This is a genomic window from Plantactinospora sp. DSM 117369, assembly GCF_053764795.1.
This window is the reverse complement of the sequence record NZ_CM132446.1, coordinates 5313728-5332832: the sequence shown is the minus strand read 5'-3', so window position 1 is coordinate 5332832 and position 19105 is coordinate 5313728. Positions and strand designations below refer to the sequence as shown.

Here is a 19105-nt window from a genome sequence, read left to right as displayed (position 1 = left end):
GGGCGCCTCGGCCGGCGTTCACCGCAGCACCGACGACTGATAGCTGGCGTCCCGCCGGATCAGGTCTGGATGACTGCCCTCGGCCCGCACGACACCGTCGTCGAGCAGCACCACCCGGTCGGTGACCGCGAGCAGCGCCGGGCTGGTGGTCACCAGCAGGGTGGTCCGGCCCTGCCGGAGTTCCCGGAGCCCGGCCGCGATTCGGGCCTCGGTGGCCGCGTCGACCGCGGTGGTCGGATCGTGCAGGACCAGTACCGGCGGCTCGGCGGCCAGCGCCCGGGCCAGGGCCACCCGCTGGCGCTGCCCGCCGGAGAGCGACCGGCCGCGTTCGGTGAGCAGCGTCTCGATCCCCTGCGGCAGGGTGCGGGCCACCTCGTCCACGTCGGCGGCGGCCAGCGCACGGCGTACGTCGGCCTCGCTGGTCGCCGGTGCGCTCACGTTGTCCCGCAGGGTGCCCTCGAACAGGTCGGCGTCGTGCGGTGCGACCAGGACGGTGGCCCGCAGCCGCTCGGGGTCCAGGGTGTGCAGCCCGACGCCGTCGAGTTCGACGGTGCCGCCGTCCGGGTCGACGTCGCGACCGAGGCAGCGCAGCAGGTCGTCGGCGACGGCCGGGTCGGTCGCCACGATGCCGACCAGTTCGCCGGCGGCGGCGTGCAGGCTGACGCCGCGCAGCGTGCCGTGCCGGACGTCCCGCAGGTCCAGCCGGCCGAGTACCGGAGTACCGGGGGAGCCGCTTCCGGAGGGCGTCGCCGGAGGCGCGCCGAGTACCGAGGCGATCCGGTCGGCGGAGGCGCGGCCCTGGGCGAACTCGGCGTTCACCCAGCCGAAGATGGAGAGCGGTCCGAGCAGGAAGAGCGCCAGGCCGACCGCCGCGACGAGTTGCCCGACGGTGAGGTCGCCCTGCGCCGCCAGCCGGCCGCCGAGCAGGCCGACGGCGGCGACGAAGAGTCCGGTGATGATGAGCAGGGTGCCGTCGTACCAGCCCTGGGCCTGGGCCGCCCGGACCGTGGCGGCCAGCGACTCCCGGCTGGTCCGCCGGTAGCGCTGGGCCGCGGCCGGCGCCGCGCCGAGACCCTTGAGTACGCGCAGTCCGGCGACCAGGTCGGCGGCCACCCCGGAGGCGTACGCCGCCCGCTCCTGCTCGGCGTGGCTGCGCCGCTCCAGCGGGCGGCCGAGCCGGTGGGCCAGCCAGAGCAGCAGTGGTGCGCCGACCAGCACCAGCAGGCCGAGCGGGACCGAGACCACCAGCAGGGCGACACCGCCGACCAGCAGGCCGGTGGACGCCCCGATCGCGGTGGCGAACGCCCGGTTCACCGCGCCGACCCGATCGGCGTCCCCGGTGGCGGTGGCGACCAGCGCACCGGGCAGCCGACCGGTCTCCGCCCCGCCCCGGTGATCCAGGATCCGCCGGGTGAGCGAGATCCGGAGCTGGTGCGCGGCCTGCTCGACCGCGCGTTCGCCGGTACGGGCGCTGAACCGGAAGCTCGTCGACAGCACCGCGAACACCACGGCCAGTACGCCGATCCAGCCGATCAGGTCCACGACCCCGCCCCGGCCGACGGCCCGGTCGATGACCACTCCGATCAGCACCGGTACCAGTGCCTCGCCGGCCTGGTGACTCGCGCTGAGTCCCGCGCTGGCCAGCACGTGCCGGAGCTGGCCGGTAATGGCGCCGGTCAGCACGGTACGTGCGGTGGGACTGCCGGTCCGCACGCTCGGAACTCCTCCGCTTGACGAGTTGAAGGTTAGGCTAACCTAAACCATCGCCGGGCCGCGACCCCCGGCAGGTTCGCCGTGCCGGCCCGTTGCTGGTGCCCTCTCCGCGACGCCCCGCCGCGCGATGTGCCGTCCCCGGGACGACCGACCCCGCGATGAGCGCGTCCCCGGGACGGCCCGCTCCGCCACGCACGGGCGGATGACCGCTACGCCAGGAAGAGGATCGTAATCCCGATCACCGCATCGACGACGGCGCACCATTCGGAGAAGCCGCGCGGGACCACCCGGTTGGCCCGGTGATGGGCGTAGTCCCAGACCGAGTGGGCGAGCCAGCCGAAGCCGACCAGATAGCGGCCCAGGTCGTCCGGCACCACCAGCGCGGCACCCACCAGGAGCAGGTAGCCGGCCAGCCCGCCGAGTTGCACCGCGAGGATCCGCCGGTCGCCGAACTGCCGGCGTACGGTGCCGATCACCAGGTAGCCGACCGGGAGGATCAGCATCACCCAGGCGTCCAGCACCAGCGGGTCGGTCCAGTTGTCGATGGTGACCATCAGGGCCAGCCAGGTCGGCCAGCGACGCTTCAGCAACCCGACCACCCGCCGGGGCGTACCGCCGCCCGGGACGGCGGCGTGGGCGGCGGCCGGGGCAGCGCCCCGGTGCCCACCGCTGTACTCGTCCAGCCGGCGGAACATCGCGAGCAGCATGGCGGGCAGCATCAGCACGTGACCGGCCGTCATCAGGAACTCCCCGCTCACCGCCCCCAGCCAGTACGGCGGAAGGAAGAGCAGGAACGGCAGGTACATCGCCGCGCCCATCTCGGCGACCGGTGCCCACCGGTGTGCGCGGTGGCGCATCCAGACGGCCATGCCCAGCGTCATGTTGCCGGCCATCACCAGCGCACCCACGTCGGGGCGGTCGAGCACCTCGGGCAGGGCCAGCCCGGTCGCGGCCCCGAGGGTGGTGGCCAGCACCTCCCACACCGGGCCGAGCAGCAGCATCCCGACGACCATCGCGATCGTCATCTCGGCGAAGTGCCGGAGGAAGTGCCGGGCGGCGTGCCGCCGGGGCGTCCCGGCGGCGGGGGGCAGGGTGCGCGGGGTACCGGCGGATTCGGTGTTCCGGACCGTGGCGTCCGGTGTCGTCGATGTCATGGCTCCAGGCTGTCGGGGCCGCCGGTCAACCGGCAGGCGCGCGCCGCACGATGCGACCATGCGGATCGCATGGCTGGACCGTGCGGCGCGGCCGACAGCCGGGTACGCCGGCCCGGTCGTCACCCGGGCCGGCGTCGCGGTCAGGGGCGCCGGGCCGTGGCGTAGGCGGCGGTGCCGATCAGCTCCAGCGACACCTGGAGCCGGGGCAGGCTGATGTTCTTCTCGATGGTGTCCTCCGGGCTGTGGTACGGCGGCTCCAGCAGCGCCGGAGACTCCTCGCCCCGCCAGGAGAAGTTGGCGCTGGCGATGCCGACCTCCTGGAACGACTGGTGGTCGCTGGAACCGCGCTGCGTCACCGGCGAGATCCGGGGCTGGTAGCCGAGCCGGGTCGCGGCGGCGGCCACCTCGTCGGTGGCCCGGTTCGCGAGCCCGGTGAAGGAGAGCAGCCAGTAGCGGGTCGCCGGATCCCAGCTCGTCGCCACCATGTCGTTCTGGTAGACGGCGACGATCCGGTCCCGCTCGGCCTGCGGCAGTTGAGCGACGTAGTAGCGGGAGCCGATCAGCCCCTGCTCCTCCGAGCCCCACAGTCCGAATCGGACCGTCGCGTCGACCGGCAGGCTGCGTAGTACCCGGGCCAGTTCGAGGCAGAGCACCGTACCCGAGCCGTCGTCGTTGGCGCCCGGTGCGCCGATCACGGTGTCGTAGTGCGCGCTCACCATGACCACCGGGCTGTTCCGCCCGCCCCACCGTGGTGCCCGCTCGGCCAGTACGTTGTGCGAGGTGAGGCCCCGGTGCGCCGAGGTGGTGACGGTCAGGGTCAGCGGGCGGGCGGCGAGCCGCTCCCGCACCCGGTGCTTCTGCGCCTGGGCGACGCCGACGACCGGGATCGGCACCGGGGAGGTGGCCGAGCCGGGCAGGGTGGGGGCGAAGGCTTGTGCCCGGCGCGGCGCCACCAGGTCGGCCGGCAGGAAGACCACCGCCGCCACCTGCTTGGCCACGGCGGTGGCGACCAGCGTCTCGCGCTGCGCCGCGACGTAGTCGACGAGTACGACCTTGCCGGCGACGTCCGCCGGGTAGTCCTCCGGTGCTCCGGCGCCGACGTCCACCACCCGGCCGGTGACCCTGGTGTCGAGGGCGGCGTGTGGCGACGCACCGACCTGCCAGTTCAGGTCGTCGGGCAGGCCGGGACGGGAGCTGAGCTGGCCGAGGAACTTGTCGGCGACGGTGAACGGCTGAAGGGTCGTCCGGTAGCCGAGGTCGTCGAGTTCGTCGGCGAGGTATTTCGCGGCCGCCCGCTCCGAGGAGGTGCCGCCGATGCGCGGGCCGATCTTCTCGGAGAGATGCCGCAGGTGGTGCAGCGCCCGCCGGGCGGAGACCCGGCCCGCGACCAGCCGGTCGTGCGCACCGAGGCTCGGCGGACGGACGGCACCGGGCCGCTGGTCGGTCACCGCCCAGGCGGGGCCGGCGGTGGCGAGGGCGGCCGCACCGCCCAGGCCGAGCGCGATCGCCCGGCGTCGGCTCACCGCGGACTTCTCGGGGCCCTTGGTGTCGGCAGTGGGGAAGTCGGGGCGACTCTCCAATGTGGTCCCTCCTGGTTGCGCCGGTCCGGCCGACATCACCGGCGCGGACCGCGGGGTGGTCACCGTCGAAAGAACGTGGTCACGGTGCAGGAATTCGGGGTTACGGTGCAGTGAATGTAGCCCCGGCCGGTGACCGAATTCAAGATCGATTTACCGGCTGCGGGCTCTCGGCGGCGGTGGGCCGGCGCCGCCCGCCGGCCCACCGCCGCCCTCCCCGTCACTGTCGGTCGATGCCGTCCCTGTCATCGTCGGTCGATCCCCTCCCCGTCACAGCCAGTCGATCCCGTCCCTCTCCGGGTCGGGGGAGACGGCACCGTCCAGATGGGAGTCGACTAGCTCCGTCGGGGCGCCGGCCTCGAGCAGCAGGTCGACGGCGTTGATCGCATACCAGTTGTCGGCGACGGCGTGCATGGCGGCGGCCTGGGCGAGCAGGTCGGGGTCGGCGGCGAGATCGGCGAGCTCGGCAAGGGCGGTGGCCCGGGTCAGACCCTCGCGATAGCCACCGGCGTAGTCCGTGGCGATCCGGTGCACCCGGGCGAGGACGAGTCGGCGGTCGGTGGGCTGGTGGGCGGCGAGGCGGGCGTGGCCGCCGGCCTGGTCTCGGCTGTCGTACACCTCGATATTCTATCGTACATGTGTTCTAATCAGGTGCCCGGGAGGGGGCGACACGGGCCATCGTCCATGGTGTTCCGGCAGCGCCGATCCGCAGGTCAACCCCGCTGGCGCAGCCGGTCGACCAGTCCGGCGAAGCGTTCGAGCGCGGCGACGCCGTCCGTCGCGGCCACCTGGAGGGCCAGGACGTCCGGGCGGAGCCGGTCGAGCAGCCGTTCGCAGAAGCCGAGGAGGTGCCGGGGCTCGCCGACCCGCCGATACCGGGCGAGGATCGCATCCCGGCCGAGCCGGTCGGCCCGCTGGCGCAGCCGGGTCGGACTCGACGCCACCAGCCGGCCCGGCGTACGCAGCCCGCGCCAGGGCCGCAGCGCGCGGATCGCGTCGTCGTCGCTGTCGGCGAGCACGACGAAGCTGCTCAGCACCACCCGCGGTGGCGTACGCCCGGCCGCCGCAGCGGCCGCCCGAGCCACGTCCACCACCTCCCGGCCGGTCCGTTCGGGATCCTTGACCGAGCTGATCACCCCGTCGGCGAGCCGGCCGGCGGTGGCCGCCGAGCGGGGACCGGCCGCCGCCAGGTGCACCGGCACGCCGGTCAGTGGTGGACTGTGCAGCCGGATCGACGAGACCGGATAGTACGCCCCGTCCGGCTGCTGGACGGTCTCGCCGGCCAGCAGCGGCCGGAGCAGCCCGAGCGCCTCGGTCATCCGGGCCAGCCGCTCCGGGTACGGCGGAAACCGGCCCAGCGGTGCCTCGTTGATGCCTTCCCCGGTGCCGACCCCGAGGTGGAACCGACCGCCGGAGAGCCGGTCGAGCGTGCCGGCCGCCTGCGCGACCAGCACCGGGTGCTGGCGGAACAGCGGGCAGGCCACCGCGGAGACCAGCGTGGCGCTCCGGGTCGCCGTGGCGATCGCGCCCAGCGTGGCCCAGCCGTGGCCGGCCGAGCCGGCGTCGTCCACCCAGGGTTGCAGGTGGTCGGAGACGAGTACCGCGTCAAAACCGGCCTGCTCGGCCCGGCGGGCCTGGGCCACCAGTTGCTCGGGCTGCCACTCCTCGTGACCGAGGAACCAACCGAACCGGGTCACCGGGCTCCTTAGGTCTCCGTGGTGCCGTCCGGCGGTCGGACGGTGCCGGACCCGATCAGTCCGAAGGTGCCGGATCTGACGAGTCCGACGCAACGGGCGGGATCCGACGGGTCGGGCGGCGTCGGACCGGGGCGCCCGTCGAGGCCGGAGCGGCGACGGCCGGCCCTGCCCGCCGATCGTCGAACCGGTGGTGGGACCGACCGGATGGCCGGGGCCGAAAGCCGGGCGGTAACCATATCATCATCGATGTAACAACCTCGGTGAGCGGCGCGTCGGCACGGTGCACCGGCCGGGCACGGGGTCGTTCGGCAGCCGCCTACCCTGGAGCCACCATTGATCAACGCAAGTCCCGGGAGCAGATCATGAGATCCCAGCGCCGCGACCCCGGAAGGCCCACGCTGAGCGAGGTCGCGGCCCGAGCGGGCGTCGGACGCGGCACCGCCTCGCGGGTGGTCAACAACTCCTCCCAGGTCAGCCCGACGGTCCGGGCCGCGGTGTGGGCGGCGGTCCGGGAACTCGGGTACGTGCCGAACCGTGCCGCCCGGGCCCTGGTCACCCAGCGGACCGACTCGGTCGCGCTGGTCATCTCCGAGTCCGGCGAGCGGGCGTTCGGCGAGCCGTTCTTCGCCGGCATCGCCCGAGGGGTCAGCGCCGGCCTGGCCGACACCCCGCTGCAACTCTGGCTCTCCTGGATCCAGTCGCCCGGCGGGCGGGAGAAGATGGAGCACCAGCTCACCGACCAGCACGTCGACGGAGTGATGCTGATCTCGCTGCACGACGCGGATCCCCTGCCCGGCCTGCTGATGGAGCGCGGGCTGCCGACCGTCCTCGGTGGACGGCCAGCCCGGATGCTCGGCCCCGACGCGCAACCGGCGTACTTCGTGGACGTGGACAACGCGGGCGGCGCCCGGCAGGCGGTCGAGTACCTCATCGGGATCGGCCGGCGGGCGGTCGCCACGGTCGCCGGGCCGCAGGACATGGGCGCCGGGGTGACCCGGCTGACCGGCTACCGGGAGGCGCTCGCCGCACACGGTCGACCGGTCTCCGAGGACCTGATCGAGTACGGCGACTTCAGCGCCAACAGCGGCCTTGAGGCGATGCGCCGGCTGCTGGACCGGCGCGGCGACCTGGACGGGGTCTTCGCCGCCTCGGACCTGATGGCGTTGGGGGCCATGCATGCGCTGCACGAGGCCGGCCGGCGCATCCCGGCGGACGTGGCGGTGGTCGGCTACGAGGACTCGTCGCTGGCGCTGCACGCCAACCCGCCGCTGACCTCGGTGCACCAACCGGTGATCACGATGGGCACGGAGATGGCCCGGCTGCTGGTCGCGCAGATCCGAGGTGAGGAGATCCCCTCGCCGGCCATCTTCCTGGACACCCACCTGGTCCGCCGGCAGTCGGCCTGACCCGGGGCGCCCGCTGCGGGACGCCCACCCGAGCCTCGCCGACAGGATGCGCCCGACACCCTCCGCCGAGTCGGCCCAGCGCCCGGGGCGGAGCCGGGCACCGGACCGGGTTGGTTACCGTCGACTGGTGACACCGGAGCTCGATGCCTGGGACCCCTGGCCGCCGTCGGTGGTCGCCGACCGGCTGGCCGGCCTCGACCTGCCCTGGTACGTGGCGGCCGGCTGGGCGATCGACCTGTGCCGGGGCGTACCCTCCCGGCCGCACGACGACCTGGAGATAGCGGTACCGGCGGACCGGTTCGCCGAGGTACGGCAGCGCTTCGGCGACTGTGGCTTCGCCGTACCGCACGACGGCCGGCTGTTGCCGGTGACTCCGGAGTCGATGCGGACCAGCCACCAGACCTGGGCGTACGAGCGGGCCACCGGACGGTGGCGGTTGGACGTGTTCCGGGAGCCGCACGATGGGGACGTCTGGATCTGCCGGCGCGACGACCGGATCCGCCGCCCGTACGCCGACATCGTCCGCTACGACCCGGACGGGGTTCCGTACCTGGTGCCGGAGGTGGTGTTGCTGTTCAAGGCGAAGGCCGTCCGGGCGAAGGACGAGGCGGACTTCGCCACCGCCCTGCCGCTGCTGGACGACCCGGCACGACGCTGGCTCGACGACGCGCTGGCCCTGGTGCACCCGACCCACCCGTGGCGGGCGCGGCTGACCGGCTGACCGGCCGGCCCCGCCCGGCGACCCGGTATGGACCGATGCCGCCGGCCGTACGGTGGGCGTACGGCCGGCGGGGACGGTCGGTTACCCGGCGGTGCAGGATCTGATCTGCGGTCGGGCGCCGGAGTTGCCGTTCATCATCGTGGTGAAGCCGAACGTGTTGCCGCTGCCGTTGGAGCGCATCGTCAGCACGGTGTTGTTACTGCTCAGGCTGGCGCTGCCGCTCCAGGTGGTGCTGATCGACTGCGGTGCGGTGACGGCCACCACCACGGTCCAACTGCTGGCGCCGTTGACCGTCACCGATGTGTTGTACCGGTCGCCCCAGACCGTTCCGGCCGTCGTCGTCGTGGTGCAGCCGCCGCTGCCCGGGGGCGGGGTGGTCGGGGTGCCGCCGGGCGGCGTCGTCGGGTTGCCGCCGGGGTTGCCGTTGTTCAGCGCGGCGAGCACGGCGTCGTACGCCGGCTTCTTCTGGCCGCTGCCGTTGAACAGCAGCGGGCTCTCGCCGGACCGCCACGAGTCCGAGTCGCGGATGCCCCACACCGTGATGCCCTTGCAGCGGGCCACCGCGAGGCAGTCGTTGGTCACGTTGCGGTACGCGTCGGCCGGCGCGTTGCGGATGTCCAGCTCGGTGATGTGCACGTCGACGCCGAGGGCGGCGAAGCTGGACAGCGTGGTGCGGTAGTTGCTCGGGTAGTTGGAGCCGCCGGTGAAGTGTGACTGGAGGCCGACGCAGTCGATCGGTACACCGCGGGACTTGAAGTCCTGGACCATCCGGTAGACGGCCTGGGTCTTGGCGTCGTTCCAGTTGTCGATGTTGTAGTCGTTGTAGCAGAGCTGCGCGTTCGGGTCGGCGGCGTCCGCGGCGCGGAACGCGGCCTCGATCCAGTCGTTGCCGGTGCGCTGGAGGTTGGAGTCGCGGCGGGCGCCGCTGCTGCCGTCCGCGTACGCCTCGTTCACCACGTCCCACCAGGTGACCTGGCCCCGGAAGTGGGTGGCGACCTGGGTGACGTGGTTGAGCATCGCCTGCCGCAGTGCGCTGCCGGACATGTTTTGCATCCAGCCGGGCTGCTGCTGGTGCCAGGCCAGGGTGTGGCCGCGTACCTGCATGCCCCGGCTGCGGGCGTGCTGCACGATCCGGTCCGCGTTGCCGTACGAGAACTGGCCCTGCTGCGGCTCGGTCGCGTCGATCTTCATTTCGTTCTCGGGCGTGACCTGGTTGAACTCGCGGTTCAGGATGGTCGTGTACGCGCTGTCGCTGAGCTTGTTCGCCGCCACGGCAGTGCCGAAGTAGCGGCCGCCCCGCTCGGCGGCGGAGGCACCCAGCGTGCTCGCGGCACTGGCGGTGTTGGGCAGCGCGATGGCACCGGCGGTGGCGAGCATGCCCACCGCGCCGATGACGAGCGCGAGTCGGGTCCGGTAGCGCGGTCTCGGGCCGCGGGCGCCGTCGGTGGAACTCCTGATCATCTCTGCCCCTTCTGGCGGATGGCCGGACGGGCGCATGGTGGTGGGCCGTCCGGGCGTCACGGTGCGGGAGGGTCGAGGGCACCTGATCCGCCGCTTTCGATCCCTGGTGGACGGTGTGGTGTCAATCGACCCTAATGGATGCATAGTGTGGCATCGGCGATCCCGGGGGTCAACAGTTTCCGGAACACTTCCGATGTGCCGTCGTCGCCCTGCTGTCGACAGGAGTCTGATGCTGACCAGCCAATTTGCCGAAGATCCACGTTGTGGACAACGGCAGGTGGAGATGACCGCAGGTCAGTGCGACGTGTGGAGCCCCGAAAAGTTGCGGAGCTGCTCGTCGGCTGGCGTGGGGGAGTGGCTCAACCGGGGTGCCTCGCGGTACGGGTCACGAGCAGTGTGCTGCGGGCCGCGGCCGTCGCCACCACCACCGTCGACAGGGCGGAGAGTGCCAGTGGGTTCAGCACCAGCCCGAGCGGGCCGAGCGCGACCAGCACGGTCACGGCGGTGAGATGGGTCCGGGAGCGTACGCCGAGGACCGCACTCTTGAACAGCAGGAATCCGGCCAGGAAGAGCGCCGGTCCACCAAATATGCTGCCGATCACCGCCGGGTCGCTCTCCCCGGTCGGGTGGTGCAGCGCGAGGTCGTCCCCGACCGCGGTGACGATGACGCCGGCCACCATCGGGATGTGCAGATAGGTGTATCCCGACCGGCCGAGCCGACCTGGCTCCTCGGCCTCGACGATTGCCTGCCGGGCCGCCTCGGCGCTGTGGTCGAAGTAGATCCACCACAGTGCCACGCTGCCGAGGAAGGCGCTGGCCAGTGCGGCGAGGGTGGCCCAGTCATGTGGCAGGGCACCGAAGACGGTGCCGGTGACCAGGATGGACTCGCCGAGCGCGATGATCACGAAGAGTCGGGCCCGCTCGGCCAGGTGTGCCCCGTTGATCGACCACTCCGCCGGCCTCGACGGGCCCCATCCCGGCACGTAGAAGCCGCAGACCGCCGCGGCGCTGTCGATGGCCACAGCCGCCACCCAGAGGCCGAGCCGGAGCGGGCCGGAGGCGAACCCACCGGCCAGCCAGAGCGGCGCGGAGACCGTCCGCCAGACCAGTAGGCGCTGGAAGTTGCGGTGCAGGTGGGAGCGGCGGGCCAGGGCCGAGGCGACGAAGAGCGAACGACCCACCGACAGCGCCACGTACGCCACGGCGAACCAGAGCCCCCGGTCCCCGTACGCCTCGGGCAGCGCCGAGGACATCACCAGACTGATCCCCATCAGCCCGATCAGCAGCACCCGTACCCTGGGCTGGTCCGGGTCGAACCAGTTGGTGATCCAGGCGGTGTCCACCCAGGCCCACCAGACGGCGAGCAGCAGCACCGCGGCACCGGCGACGCCGGCCGGGTGCAACCGGTGCAGCAGCAACTCGGTTAGCTGGGTCACGGCCAGCACGTAGACCACGTCGAAGAAGAGCTCGATGGTGGTGACCCGGGCGTCCTCCGGCCCGCGCAGGACGTCCGGTCGGCCGCCAGGGCTGGTCAACCTGCCTCCACCCGGGGATCCTCCGGCCGATCGTTAGAGGGCATCAAGCGGATAATGAGGGATAATCCGCATCTTATCCGCCTTCCTGCTGCAATACTGCGGTATCCGGCGAGCGGCGTGATCGGGATGGGTGGCGCGGGCTCAGGTCGAGCCGACCGGCGGCACCGGGTCGGACCGGCGGGGTCGTTTGCGGGCCGGTCCGGACGGGGATGCGAAGCACTCGATCGCCGGAGTGCGCCAGCTCGTGACACCGAGACTTTCCGAGGTCGTACGAGACGGGGGGATGCCCCAGCGGAGGAGACATGCCCGTACTTGCCAAGAAGGTTCTCACCTGGCTATTCGTGGGTTTCCTGATTTTCTTCGTCGCGTTCCGGCCGGACGGTGCCGCCGACCTGGTCGAGACGATCGGGGCGGTGCTGATGGCCATCGCCCAGGGGATCGGTGACTTCCTGACCCGACTGATGGCCTGACCGGCCCGTCGTATGGCCTGGCAGCCCGTCCTGACCAGCCCGTCCTGTGCCGCCCGTCGTGCGTCGCCCGTCGTGCGTCGCCCGTCGTGCGTCGCCCGTCGTGCGTCGCCCGTCGTGCGCCGGAGGATGATAAGTACATCAGTTTGACTTAAGTTACGTCCTCCGGCGTATGCCGATGCCCCCGAGGCATCGGCGCGGGCGGCAGCAAGCGGACCCTGGAGGACTTCCCGTGGCGGAGCCGAGCACGGCGGCCGGGCTGTCCGCGCCCCGCGCCGGGTCCCCTACCGCGCTCCGCCCGGTCCGGCAGGTCGGGTGAACCGCGCCTCCGCCCGCCCAGGCGTGTCGCCGGGAACGGTTGCCGTCCGGTTACCCTCAAGGCACCCCAGATCCGAGCCGGGAGAACGGGCGTGACCATCGACCAACCGACTGTTCGGCGGGGGACCAACCTTCCCCGGCGCGACGGTACCGGGACCGGCTGAAGAGGTTCAGCGCAGTGCCGCGAGGGTCTCGGCGGCGACCTGGAGGTCCTCCCGGGGTTCGACGACCAGCACCGGGACCCGGGCGTCGGGGGCCGAGACGATCGTGTCGGTCTCCCGGTTGCCGCCCGGCGGCGGCGTGACGCCGAGCAGGCCGAGCCCGGCGCAGACGTCGTGCCGTACCTCGGGTTGGTCCCAGCCGATCTCGCCGGTGAAGACCAGCGCGTCCAGCCGGTCCAGGCTGGTGGCGGCGGCGGCCAGTTCCCGGCGTACCCGGTGGGCGTAGACCTCCAGCGCGAGCGCCGCGACCGGGTCGTCTCCGGCGGCGGCGACCAGGTCACGGGTGTCGGAGGAGCGTCCGCCGGAGAGGCCGAGCAGCCCGGACCGTGAGTTGAGCCCCTCGGACAGCTCGGCCAGGCTGAGCCGGTCGTCGTCGAGCAGCCAGAGCAGCATGCCCGGGTCGACCGCACCGGAGCGTTTCGACATCGGGATGCCGTCCAGCGGGGTGAAACCCATCGAGGTGTCGACGCTGCGGCCGTCCCGGACCGCGCAGACCGAGGCGCCGCCGCCGAGGTGGGCCAGCAGGAGCTGGAGGCCGTCGGCCGGCCGGCCGAGCAGTTCGGCGGTGCGGCGCAGGGCGTAGGCGTACGACAGGCCGTGGAAGCCGTACCGGCGCAGGCCCCACCGCCGGCGCCACTGCGCGGGCAGCGGGTAGGTGGCGGCGGCCGCCGGCAGGTGGGCGTGGAAGGCGGTGTCCGGGCAGAGCACCTGCGGCACGTCGGGCAACTGCTCCCGGATCCGGTCCAGCAGGCGCAGCGCGGGTGGCAGGTGCAGCGGGGCCAGCGTGCCCAGCCGGTCGAGTCCGGACCGGAGGGCGTCGTCCACCCGGGTCGGGGTGCGGACCAGGTCGCCGCCGTGCACCAGCCGGTGACCGACCGCGTCGGGCAGGTCGTGGCCGGCGAGGAAGTCGCGTACCGCCCGGTCCGCCTCGGCCGACCCGGGCGGCTCGGTCCGGGCCAGGCCGTCGGTGACCTCGCCGGCCCGGACGTAGTCGAGCCGGAGACTGGCCGAGCCCGCGTTGACGGTCAGTACGACCGGCGGGCCGGGTGGCGGCCCGCTCGTCCCGGTCGGCATCGGTGCCTCCTCCGCCCCGTCCCGTCGCCGCTGGCGATCACCCGTCCCGTCGCCGCTGGCAATCGCGTTACCCAGCCCGCCGCGGTCCACGCCCGGCAACCTGGCGGTACGGCCTTTCCGAAAGCATTTCGAGAACCTTTTCGGAACATCTCAAAAGATCAACTGCTGTTCGCCCCGATGCTTCCGCTGTGCTGTTACGTCCTCGTAATATGCGCAACATCTTGCCGAAAACCTTTTCGTACGCCATCGTGTGCTGAACGCCGAAACCCCCACCACCCCGCCGACCCCCCGGCGGACCCGGCGCCGAGAAATTGATCATCATCAATTAATCACGTGAGCGAAGGAGGAGTCCGATGAGGCGATGGTGGCCGGCCCTCGCGCCGTTGCTGGCGCTGGGCCTGGTGTTCACCGGGATGGGAGTGGCCAAGGCCGCGCCCGGGGACAACCTGGCCTGGACCGCGACCGCGAGCGCGTCCTACACCTCACCCTGGGAGAGCGTCGAGGCGATCCGCGACGGCATCGACCCGACGACCTCGAACGACACCCAGAACCCGCGGTGGGGCACCTGGCCGAACACGGGCGAGCAGTGGGTGCTGCTCACCTGGCCCCAGCCGCAGACCATCCGGGCCGCCGAGGTCTACTTCTTCGACGACAACGGCGGAGTACGCCTGCCGGCCTCCTGGCGGGTGCAGAGCTGGAACGGCAGCGGCTACGTCGACGTCGCCGGAGCCAGCGGCTACCCGATCGCGGCCAACCGCTACAACCTGGTCACCTTCAACGCGGTCAGCACCACCCAGTTGCGGGTGCTGATGGCCAGCGGCGCCGGCTCGGTCGGCCTGCTGGAGGTCAAGGCGCACGCCCAGCCGCCCGGCACCGGCCCGACCACCCCGCCGCCGTCGTCCGGCTGGAACCCGCCGTCCAACCTGGTCACCCCGCTGGACGAGGTCTGGCGGCACCAGGAGCAGACCTACAACAACGGCAACCTGTACGGCTTCCGCAACTACGGCTGGGACCAGCTCTTCGCCAACCGGGGCTACATCAACTACTGCGTCCGCTGGGACTCCTCGGCCACCGTCACCGCAGCCCAGCGCGACCAGATCCACGCCACCCTGGCCCGGCAGTACAAGAAGTGGATGGACGTGATGGTCGGGCACAACGCGTTCCCGTACACCGACGTCCCGGTCCGGGTGGTCGGCTGGGCGGTCCGTGACCGGTCACAGCTCCAGTGGTCGGACACCTCGGTCGACATCTACGTGAACGACATCCGGGAGAACGCCCCGCAGTGCGCGGCACCGTGCGGCCGGTTCTTCAACCAGAACGGCCAGTACCCGAACTGTCCCGGCGGCGCGGCCCGGCACTACGACCACTCGCTCTGGCTCACCGACGGCTTCGGCGGTGGTGCCGGTGGCGACTGGGGCCAGCGGATGGGCCGCGAGTACTACATGAACAACCTGAACACCGAGAACATGACGATCCTGCTGCACGAGATCGGCCATACCTACGGGTTGGACGACTTCTACGACTGGACCCCCACCGGTCAGTGCTGCTTCATCATGAAGGCCGGCAGCGCGAGCTCGATCACCGAGTTCGACCGCTGGATGCTCCGGGACTGGTGGCGGCACCTGAAGAACCGCTACGGCTACTGATCTGGTCGCTCGAACCCCCATCCGGGGTCGCCCGGCCGGTCCGGCCGGGCGACCCCCCGCCCCCGGAGGTGACCAACCATGCCCAAACCCACCCTGTCCCGTCGGTCCCTGTTGCAGACCGGGGCCGCCGTCGCGGTCGGCACCGCGGTCGCCGGCACCCTGCCGGCCGCACCGGCCGCCGCCGCCCGGACCGACATCGGCGTCTCCGCGTACGCCTTCCCGCTCTCCGCCGTCACCCTGCTGGCCGGCCCGTTCCAGGCGAACGCCGGCCGAACCCAGGCGTACCTGAACTTCCTCGACCCGGACCGGCTGCTGCACACGTTCCGGCTCAACTACGGGCTCTCCTCCTCGGCGACCGCCTGCGGCGGCTGGGAGTCGCCCAGCACCGAACTGCGCGGTCACTCCACCGGGCACGTGCTGACCGCACTGGCCCAGGCGTACGCGAACACCGGACAGGCGGCCTTCAAGACCAAGGGCGACTACCTGGTGGCCCAGCTCGCGATCTGCCAGAACCGGGCCACCACCGCCGGCTACAACACCGGATACCTGTCGGCGTACCCGGAGAGCTTCATCGACCGGGTGGAGGCCCGGCAGCAGGTCTGGGCGCCGTACTACACGCTGCACAAGATCATGGCCGGGCTGCTCGATATGCACCTGCTGGCCGGCAACGCCCAGGCGCTCGACGTACTCACCCGGATGGCGGCCTGGGTCAAGTTCCGCAACGACCGGCTGACCCAGACCCAGCGGCAGAACATGCTGGACACCGAGTTCGGCGGGATGAACGAGGTGCTGACCAACCTCTACCAGCTCACCGAGAACCCGGACCACCTGACCACGGCCCGCTACTTCGACCACGCGGAGATCTTCGACCCGCTGGCCGCGAACACCGACGCGCTGAACAATTACCACGCCAACACCCAGATCCCGAAGATCCTCGGGGCGATCCGCGAATACCACGCCACCGGCACCACCCGGTACCGCGACATCGCAGTCAACTTCTGGGACATCGTGGTCGGCCGGCACAGTTACGTGATCGGCGGCAACTCCAACGGGGAGTACTTCAAGGCGCCGAACCGGATCGCCAGCGAGCTGTCCGACAGCACCTGCGAGTGCTGCAACACGTACAACATGTTGAAGCTGACCCGGCAGCTCTTCTTCACCAACCCGAGCCGGCTGGACTACCTCGACTACTACGAGAAGGCGCTCTGGAACCACCTGATCGGCGCGCAGAACCCCGGCTCCTCGCACGGCTTCCACTGCTACTACGTGCCGCTGCGGGCCGGCGGGATCAAGACGTACAGCAACGACTACAGCAACTTCACCTGCTGCCACGGCACCGGGATGGAGACACACACCAAGCTCGCCGACAGCATCTACTTCCACAACGGCGAGATCCTCTACGTCAACCTCTTCGCCGCGTCCCGGCTGGTCTGGCCGGGCCGGGGGATCACGGTGCAGCAGGACACCACCTTCCCGGAGTCGTCGACGAGCCGGCTCACCGTCACCGGCTCCGGCGCGATCGACCTGCGGATCCGGATCCCCGGCTGGGCCACCGGCGCCGAGGTACGACTCAACGGCGCGGTGCAGTCCGGGGTCACCGCCGGCAGCTTCGCCCGGATCAACCGGACCTGGTCCTCCGGTGACGTGGTCGAGATCAGCCTGCCGATGGCGCTGACCCGGGAGTCCACCCCGGACAACTCCACGGTGCAGGCGGTCAAGCACGGACCGATCGTGCTCGCCGGCGCGTACGGCAACACCAACCTCTCCGCGCTGCCGACGCTGAACCCGGCCACCATCACGCCGACCTCGACCCCGCTGCAGTACACCGCGACCGCCAGCACCGGCACGGTCACGCTGTTGCCGTTCTACAAGATGCACGGCCAGCGCTACACGGTCTACTGGACGGTGACCGGCGCCCCGCCGGCACCGTTCGTCGCGCACTACCGGTTCGACGAGACCGCCGGCACCTCTGCGGCCGACGCCACCGGCAACGGCAAGACCGGCACCCTGACCGGTGGCGCCGGCTGGACCACCGGGCGGACCGGCAACGCGGTCACCCTGAACGGTACGAGCGCGCACGTCGCGCTGCCGGCCGGGCTGCTCGCCGGAGCCACCGCGTTCACCGTGGCGACCTGGGTACGCCGGACCGCCGCCGCGGCCTGGGCCCGGGTCTTCGACTTCGGCACCGGGACCGGGGCGTACCTCTTCCTCACCCCGCAGAGCGGTGCCGGCACCGTCCGGTTCGCCATCACCAGCGGGGGCGCCGGAGCGGAACAGCAGATCAACGGGCCGGCCGCGCTGCCGGTCAACACCTGGACGCACGTCGCGGTCACCCAGACCGGCAACACCGGGGTGCTCTACGTCAACGGCGTCGAGGTGGCCCGGAACACCGCCCTGACCACCCGCCCCGCCGCGCTCGGCTCGACCACCAACAACTGGCTCGGCCGGTCGCAGTACTCCGGCGACCCCTACCTGACCGGGGCCGTGGACGGCTTCCGGGTCTACGCCCGGGCGCTGAGTGCGGCCGAGATCGCCGAGCTGAACTCGACCGGCCTGTGATGCCACTTCGTTCCGCCTGACCACCACCCCCACAGCGAACAGGAGAACAGACAGTGCGCAGCAGACGATGGTTCCGGGTCGCGGCCGGCGGGGTCGCCGGACTGCTGGCCGGGGTCGGGCTGGCGATACCGGCCGGTCCCGCCTCGGCGGCGAACCCGATCATCACCAGCATCTACACCGCCGACCCGGCGCCACTGGTGGTCGGCAACACCATGTACATCTACGCCGGCCGGGACGAGGCGCCGGTCGGGGACAACAACTTCCGGATGCGGGAGTGGCACGTCCTCTCCTCGACCGACGCCAACACCTGGACCCACCACGGCGCCCGGGCCTCGATCGCCACCTTCGGATGGGCCGGTGCGGACGCCTGGGCCAGCGAGGTCGAGCCGCGCAACGGCAAGTACTACTGGTACACCTCGGTCAACGGCCGGGGCGCCGGCTGGATGGACATCGGGGTCGCGGTCGCGGACAGCCCGCTCGGCCCGTTCACCGACGCCAAGGGCGGACCGCTGATCAGCGACAGCACCCCGAACTCCTCCGGGCTGAACATCGACCCGACCGTCTTCGTCGACGACGACGGGCAGGCGTACATCTACTGGGGCGGCTACTGGGGCGCCCGGGCGGCCCGGCTGAAGTCGAACATGATCGAACTGGATGGGCCGGTGGTCACCCCGCAGGGACTGACCAACTTCTGGGAGGCCCCGTGGATGTTCAAGCGCAACGGCCTCTACTACATGATGTACGCCGCCAACGACACGAACGGCTGCGTCACCTCGTCCAGCTACGCCTGCCAGCGGTACGCCACCGCCACCAACCCGATGGGGCCGTGGACGCACCGGGGCATCGTGCTCGGCCAGGTCTCCTCGACCACCAACCACGCCGGGGTGGTGGAGTTCAACGGCAACTGGTACATGGTCTACCACACCGCCAACGCCCCCGGTGGCGGTAACTTCCGCCGCTCGGTCGCGGTCGACCGGCTCTACTTCAACGCCGACGGCACCATGCAGCGGGTGGTGCAGACCAGCACCGGCCCCGGTCCTGGTCCCGGCCCCGGTCCGGGCGGCCCGCCGGCCGGCACCAACCTGGCCACCTCGGCGACCGCCACCACCTCGTACGTCTCGTCCTGGGAGAGCCTGGCGGCGCTGAACAACGGCGGCGTACCGGCCAACTCGGCCGACAAGAGCAACCTGGCGTACGGCAACTGGCCCGAGCAGGGCACCCAGTGGGTCGAGTACACCTGGCCGTCGGCCCGCACCGTGAACCGGATCGCCACCTACTGGTTCGACGACGACCAGGGCATCGACCTGCCCGCCTCCTGCCAGGTGCAGTACTGGACCGGCAGCGCGTACGCGAACGTACCGGGCCAGTCGAGCTGCGGGGTGGCCGGCAACGCCTACAACGTCACCACCTTCAACTCCGTCAGCACCACCCGGCTGCGGCTGAACATCACGTCGCGGTCCGGCTTCTCCACCGGCCTGCTGGAGTGGCTCGCCTACCAGCCGTAGCCGTGCGGGGCCCGGCCGGTTACCCCCGTCCGGCCGGGCCCCGGACCCCCG

General features: G+C 71.7%; 14 protein-coding genes. 6 read left to right on the top strand and 8 right to left on the bottom strand.

All coding sequences use genetic code 11. The features are described from left to right. Nucleotides 1-18 precede the first annotated feature (18 nt). The 5 genes from ACSMXO_RS23250 to ACSMXO_RS23230 form a co-directional block, all read right to left on the bottom strand. Nucleotides 19-1713 carry an ABC transporter ATP-binding protein gene (locus ACSMXO_RS23250; RefSeq protein ID WP_346256516.1) on the bottom strand — a complete coding sequence of 565 codons (1695 nt, stop codon included), beginning with the start codon at nucleotides 1711-1713 and terminating at the stop codon, nucleotides 19-21. Nucleotides 1714-1922: 209 nt separating this feature from the next. Continuing rightward, on the bottom strand, nucleotides 1923-2867 hold the full coding sequence (locus ACSMXO_RS23245; RefSeq protein WP_455413740.1) for a hypothetical protein: 945 nt from the start codon (nucleotides 2865-2867) through the stop codon (nucleotides 1923-1925). A 140-nt stretch (nucleotides 2868-3007) separates the two neighbouring features. Beyond that, complete coding sequence (locus ACSMXO_RS23240) at nucleotides 3008-4447, bottom strand: M28 family peptidase (RefSeq protein WP_455413739.1); 1440 nt, start codon at nucleotides 4445-4447, stop codon at nucleotides 3008-3010. A 267-nt stretch (nucleotides 4448-4714) separates the two neighbouring features. After that, nucleotides 4715-5062, bottom strand: a complete 348-nt coding sequence (locus ACSMXO_RS23235; RefSeq protein WP_455413738.1) for a hypothetical protein — start codon at nucleotides 5060-5062, stop codon at nucleotides 4715-4717. Nucleotides 5063-5157: 95 nt separating this feature from the next. Further along, the gene (locus ACSMXO_RS23230) at nucleotides 5158-6141 is read right to left on the bottom strand and encodes an LLM class flavin-dependent oxidoreductase (protein ID WP_346256520.1); all 984 of its coding nucleotides are present in this window, start codon (nucleotides 6139-6141) and stop codon (nucleotides 5158-5160) included. A 362-nt stretch (nucleotides 6142-6503) separates the two neighbouring features. On the opposite strand from ACSMXO_RS23230, the gene ACSMXO_RS23225 reads away from it, so the two are divergent. Both ACSMXO_RS23225 and ACSMXO_RS23220 read left to right on the top strand, forming a co-directional pair. Then, nucleotides 6504-7547, top strand: coding sequence for a LacI family DNA-binding transcriptional regulator (locus ACSMXO_RS23225; RefSeq protein WP_346256521.1), 1044 nt, complete (start codon nucleotides 6504-6506; stop codon nucleotides 7545-7547). Between the two features lie 127 nt (nucleotides 7548-7674). Then, nucleotides 7675-8268 (top strand): nucleotidyltransferase domain-containing protein, encoded by a 594-nt coding sequence (locus ACSMXO_RS23220; RefSeq protein WP_455413737.1) that lies wholly within the window; start codon nucleotides 7675-7677, stop codon nucleotides 8266-8268. A gap of 81 nt (nucleotides 8269-8349) precedes the next feature. On the opposite strand, the gene ACSMXO_RS23215 is transcribed toward ACSMXO_RS23220, so the two are convergent. Together ACSMXO_RS23215 and ACSMXO_RS23210 are read right to left on the bottom strand one after the other, a co-directional pair. After that, nucleotides 8350-9729, bottom strand: coding sequence for an endo-1,4-beta-xylanase (locus ACSMXO_RS23215; RefSeq protein ID WP_455413736.1), 1380 nt, complete (start codon nucleotides 9727-9729; stop codon nucleotides 8350-8352). Nucleotides 9730-10088: 359 nt separating this feature from the next. Next, nucleotides 10089-11264, bottom strand: coding sequence for a low temperature requirement protein A (locus tag ACSMXO_RS23210; RefSeq protein ID WP_346256524.1), 1176 nt, complete (start codon nucleotides 11262-11264; stop codon nucleotides 10089-10091). Nucleotides 11265-11566: 302 nt separating this feature from the next. Here ACSMXO_RS23210 and ACSMXO_RS23205 point away from each other — a divergent pair, with 302 nt between their 5' ends. Then, nucleotides 11567-11734, top strand: coding sequence for a hypothetical protein (locus tag ACSMXO_RS23205; protein ID WP_203856468.1), 168 nt, complete (start codon nucleotides 11567-11569; stop codon nucleotides 11732-11734). Nucleotides 11735-12219: 485 nt separating this feature from the next. On the opposite strand, the gene ACSMXO_RS23200 is transcribed toward ACSMXO_RS23205, so the two are convergent. Then, nucleotides 12220-13344, bottom strand: a complete 1125-nt coding sequence (locus ACSMXO_RS23200) for an acetate/propionate family kinase (protein ID WP_455413735.1) — start codon at nucleotides 13342-13344, stop codon at nucleotides 12220-12222. A 353-nt stretch (nucleotides 13345-13697) separates the two neighbouring features. Between ACSMXO_RS23200 and ACSMXO_RS23195 the strand changes: the two genes are divergently transcribed. The 3 genes from ACSMXO_RS23195 (at nucleotide 13698) to ACSMXO_RS23185 (ending at nucleotide 19054) form a co-directional block, all read left to right on the top strand. After that, nucleotides 13698-14990, top strand: a complete 1293-nt coding sequence (locus ACSMXO_RS23195; protein WP_346256526.1) for a cellulose-binding protein — start codon at nucleotides 13698-13700, stop codon at nucleotides 14988-14990. Nucleotides 14991-15068: 78 nt separating this feature from the next. Further along, the gene (locus ACSMXO_RS23190; RefSeq protein WP_455413734.1) at nucleotides 15069-17549 is read left to right on the top strand and encodes a beta-L-arabinofuranosidase domain-containing protein; all 2481 of its coding nucleotides are present in this window, start codon (nucleotides 15069-15071) and stop codon (nucleotides 17547-17549) included. Nucleotides 17550-17602: 53 nt separating this feature from the next. Continuing rightward, nucleotides 17603-19054 carry a glycoside hydrolase family 43 protein gene (locus ACSMXO_RS23185; RefSeq protein ID WP_346256528.1) on the top strand — a complete coding sequence of 484 codons (1452 nt, stop codon included), beginning with the start codon at nucleotides 17603-17605 and terminating at the stop codon, nucleotides 19052-19054. Nucleotides 19055-19105: the final 51 nt, after the last annotated feature.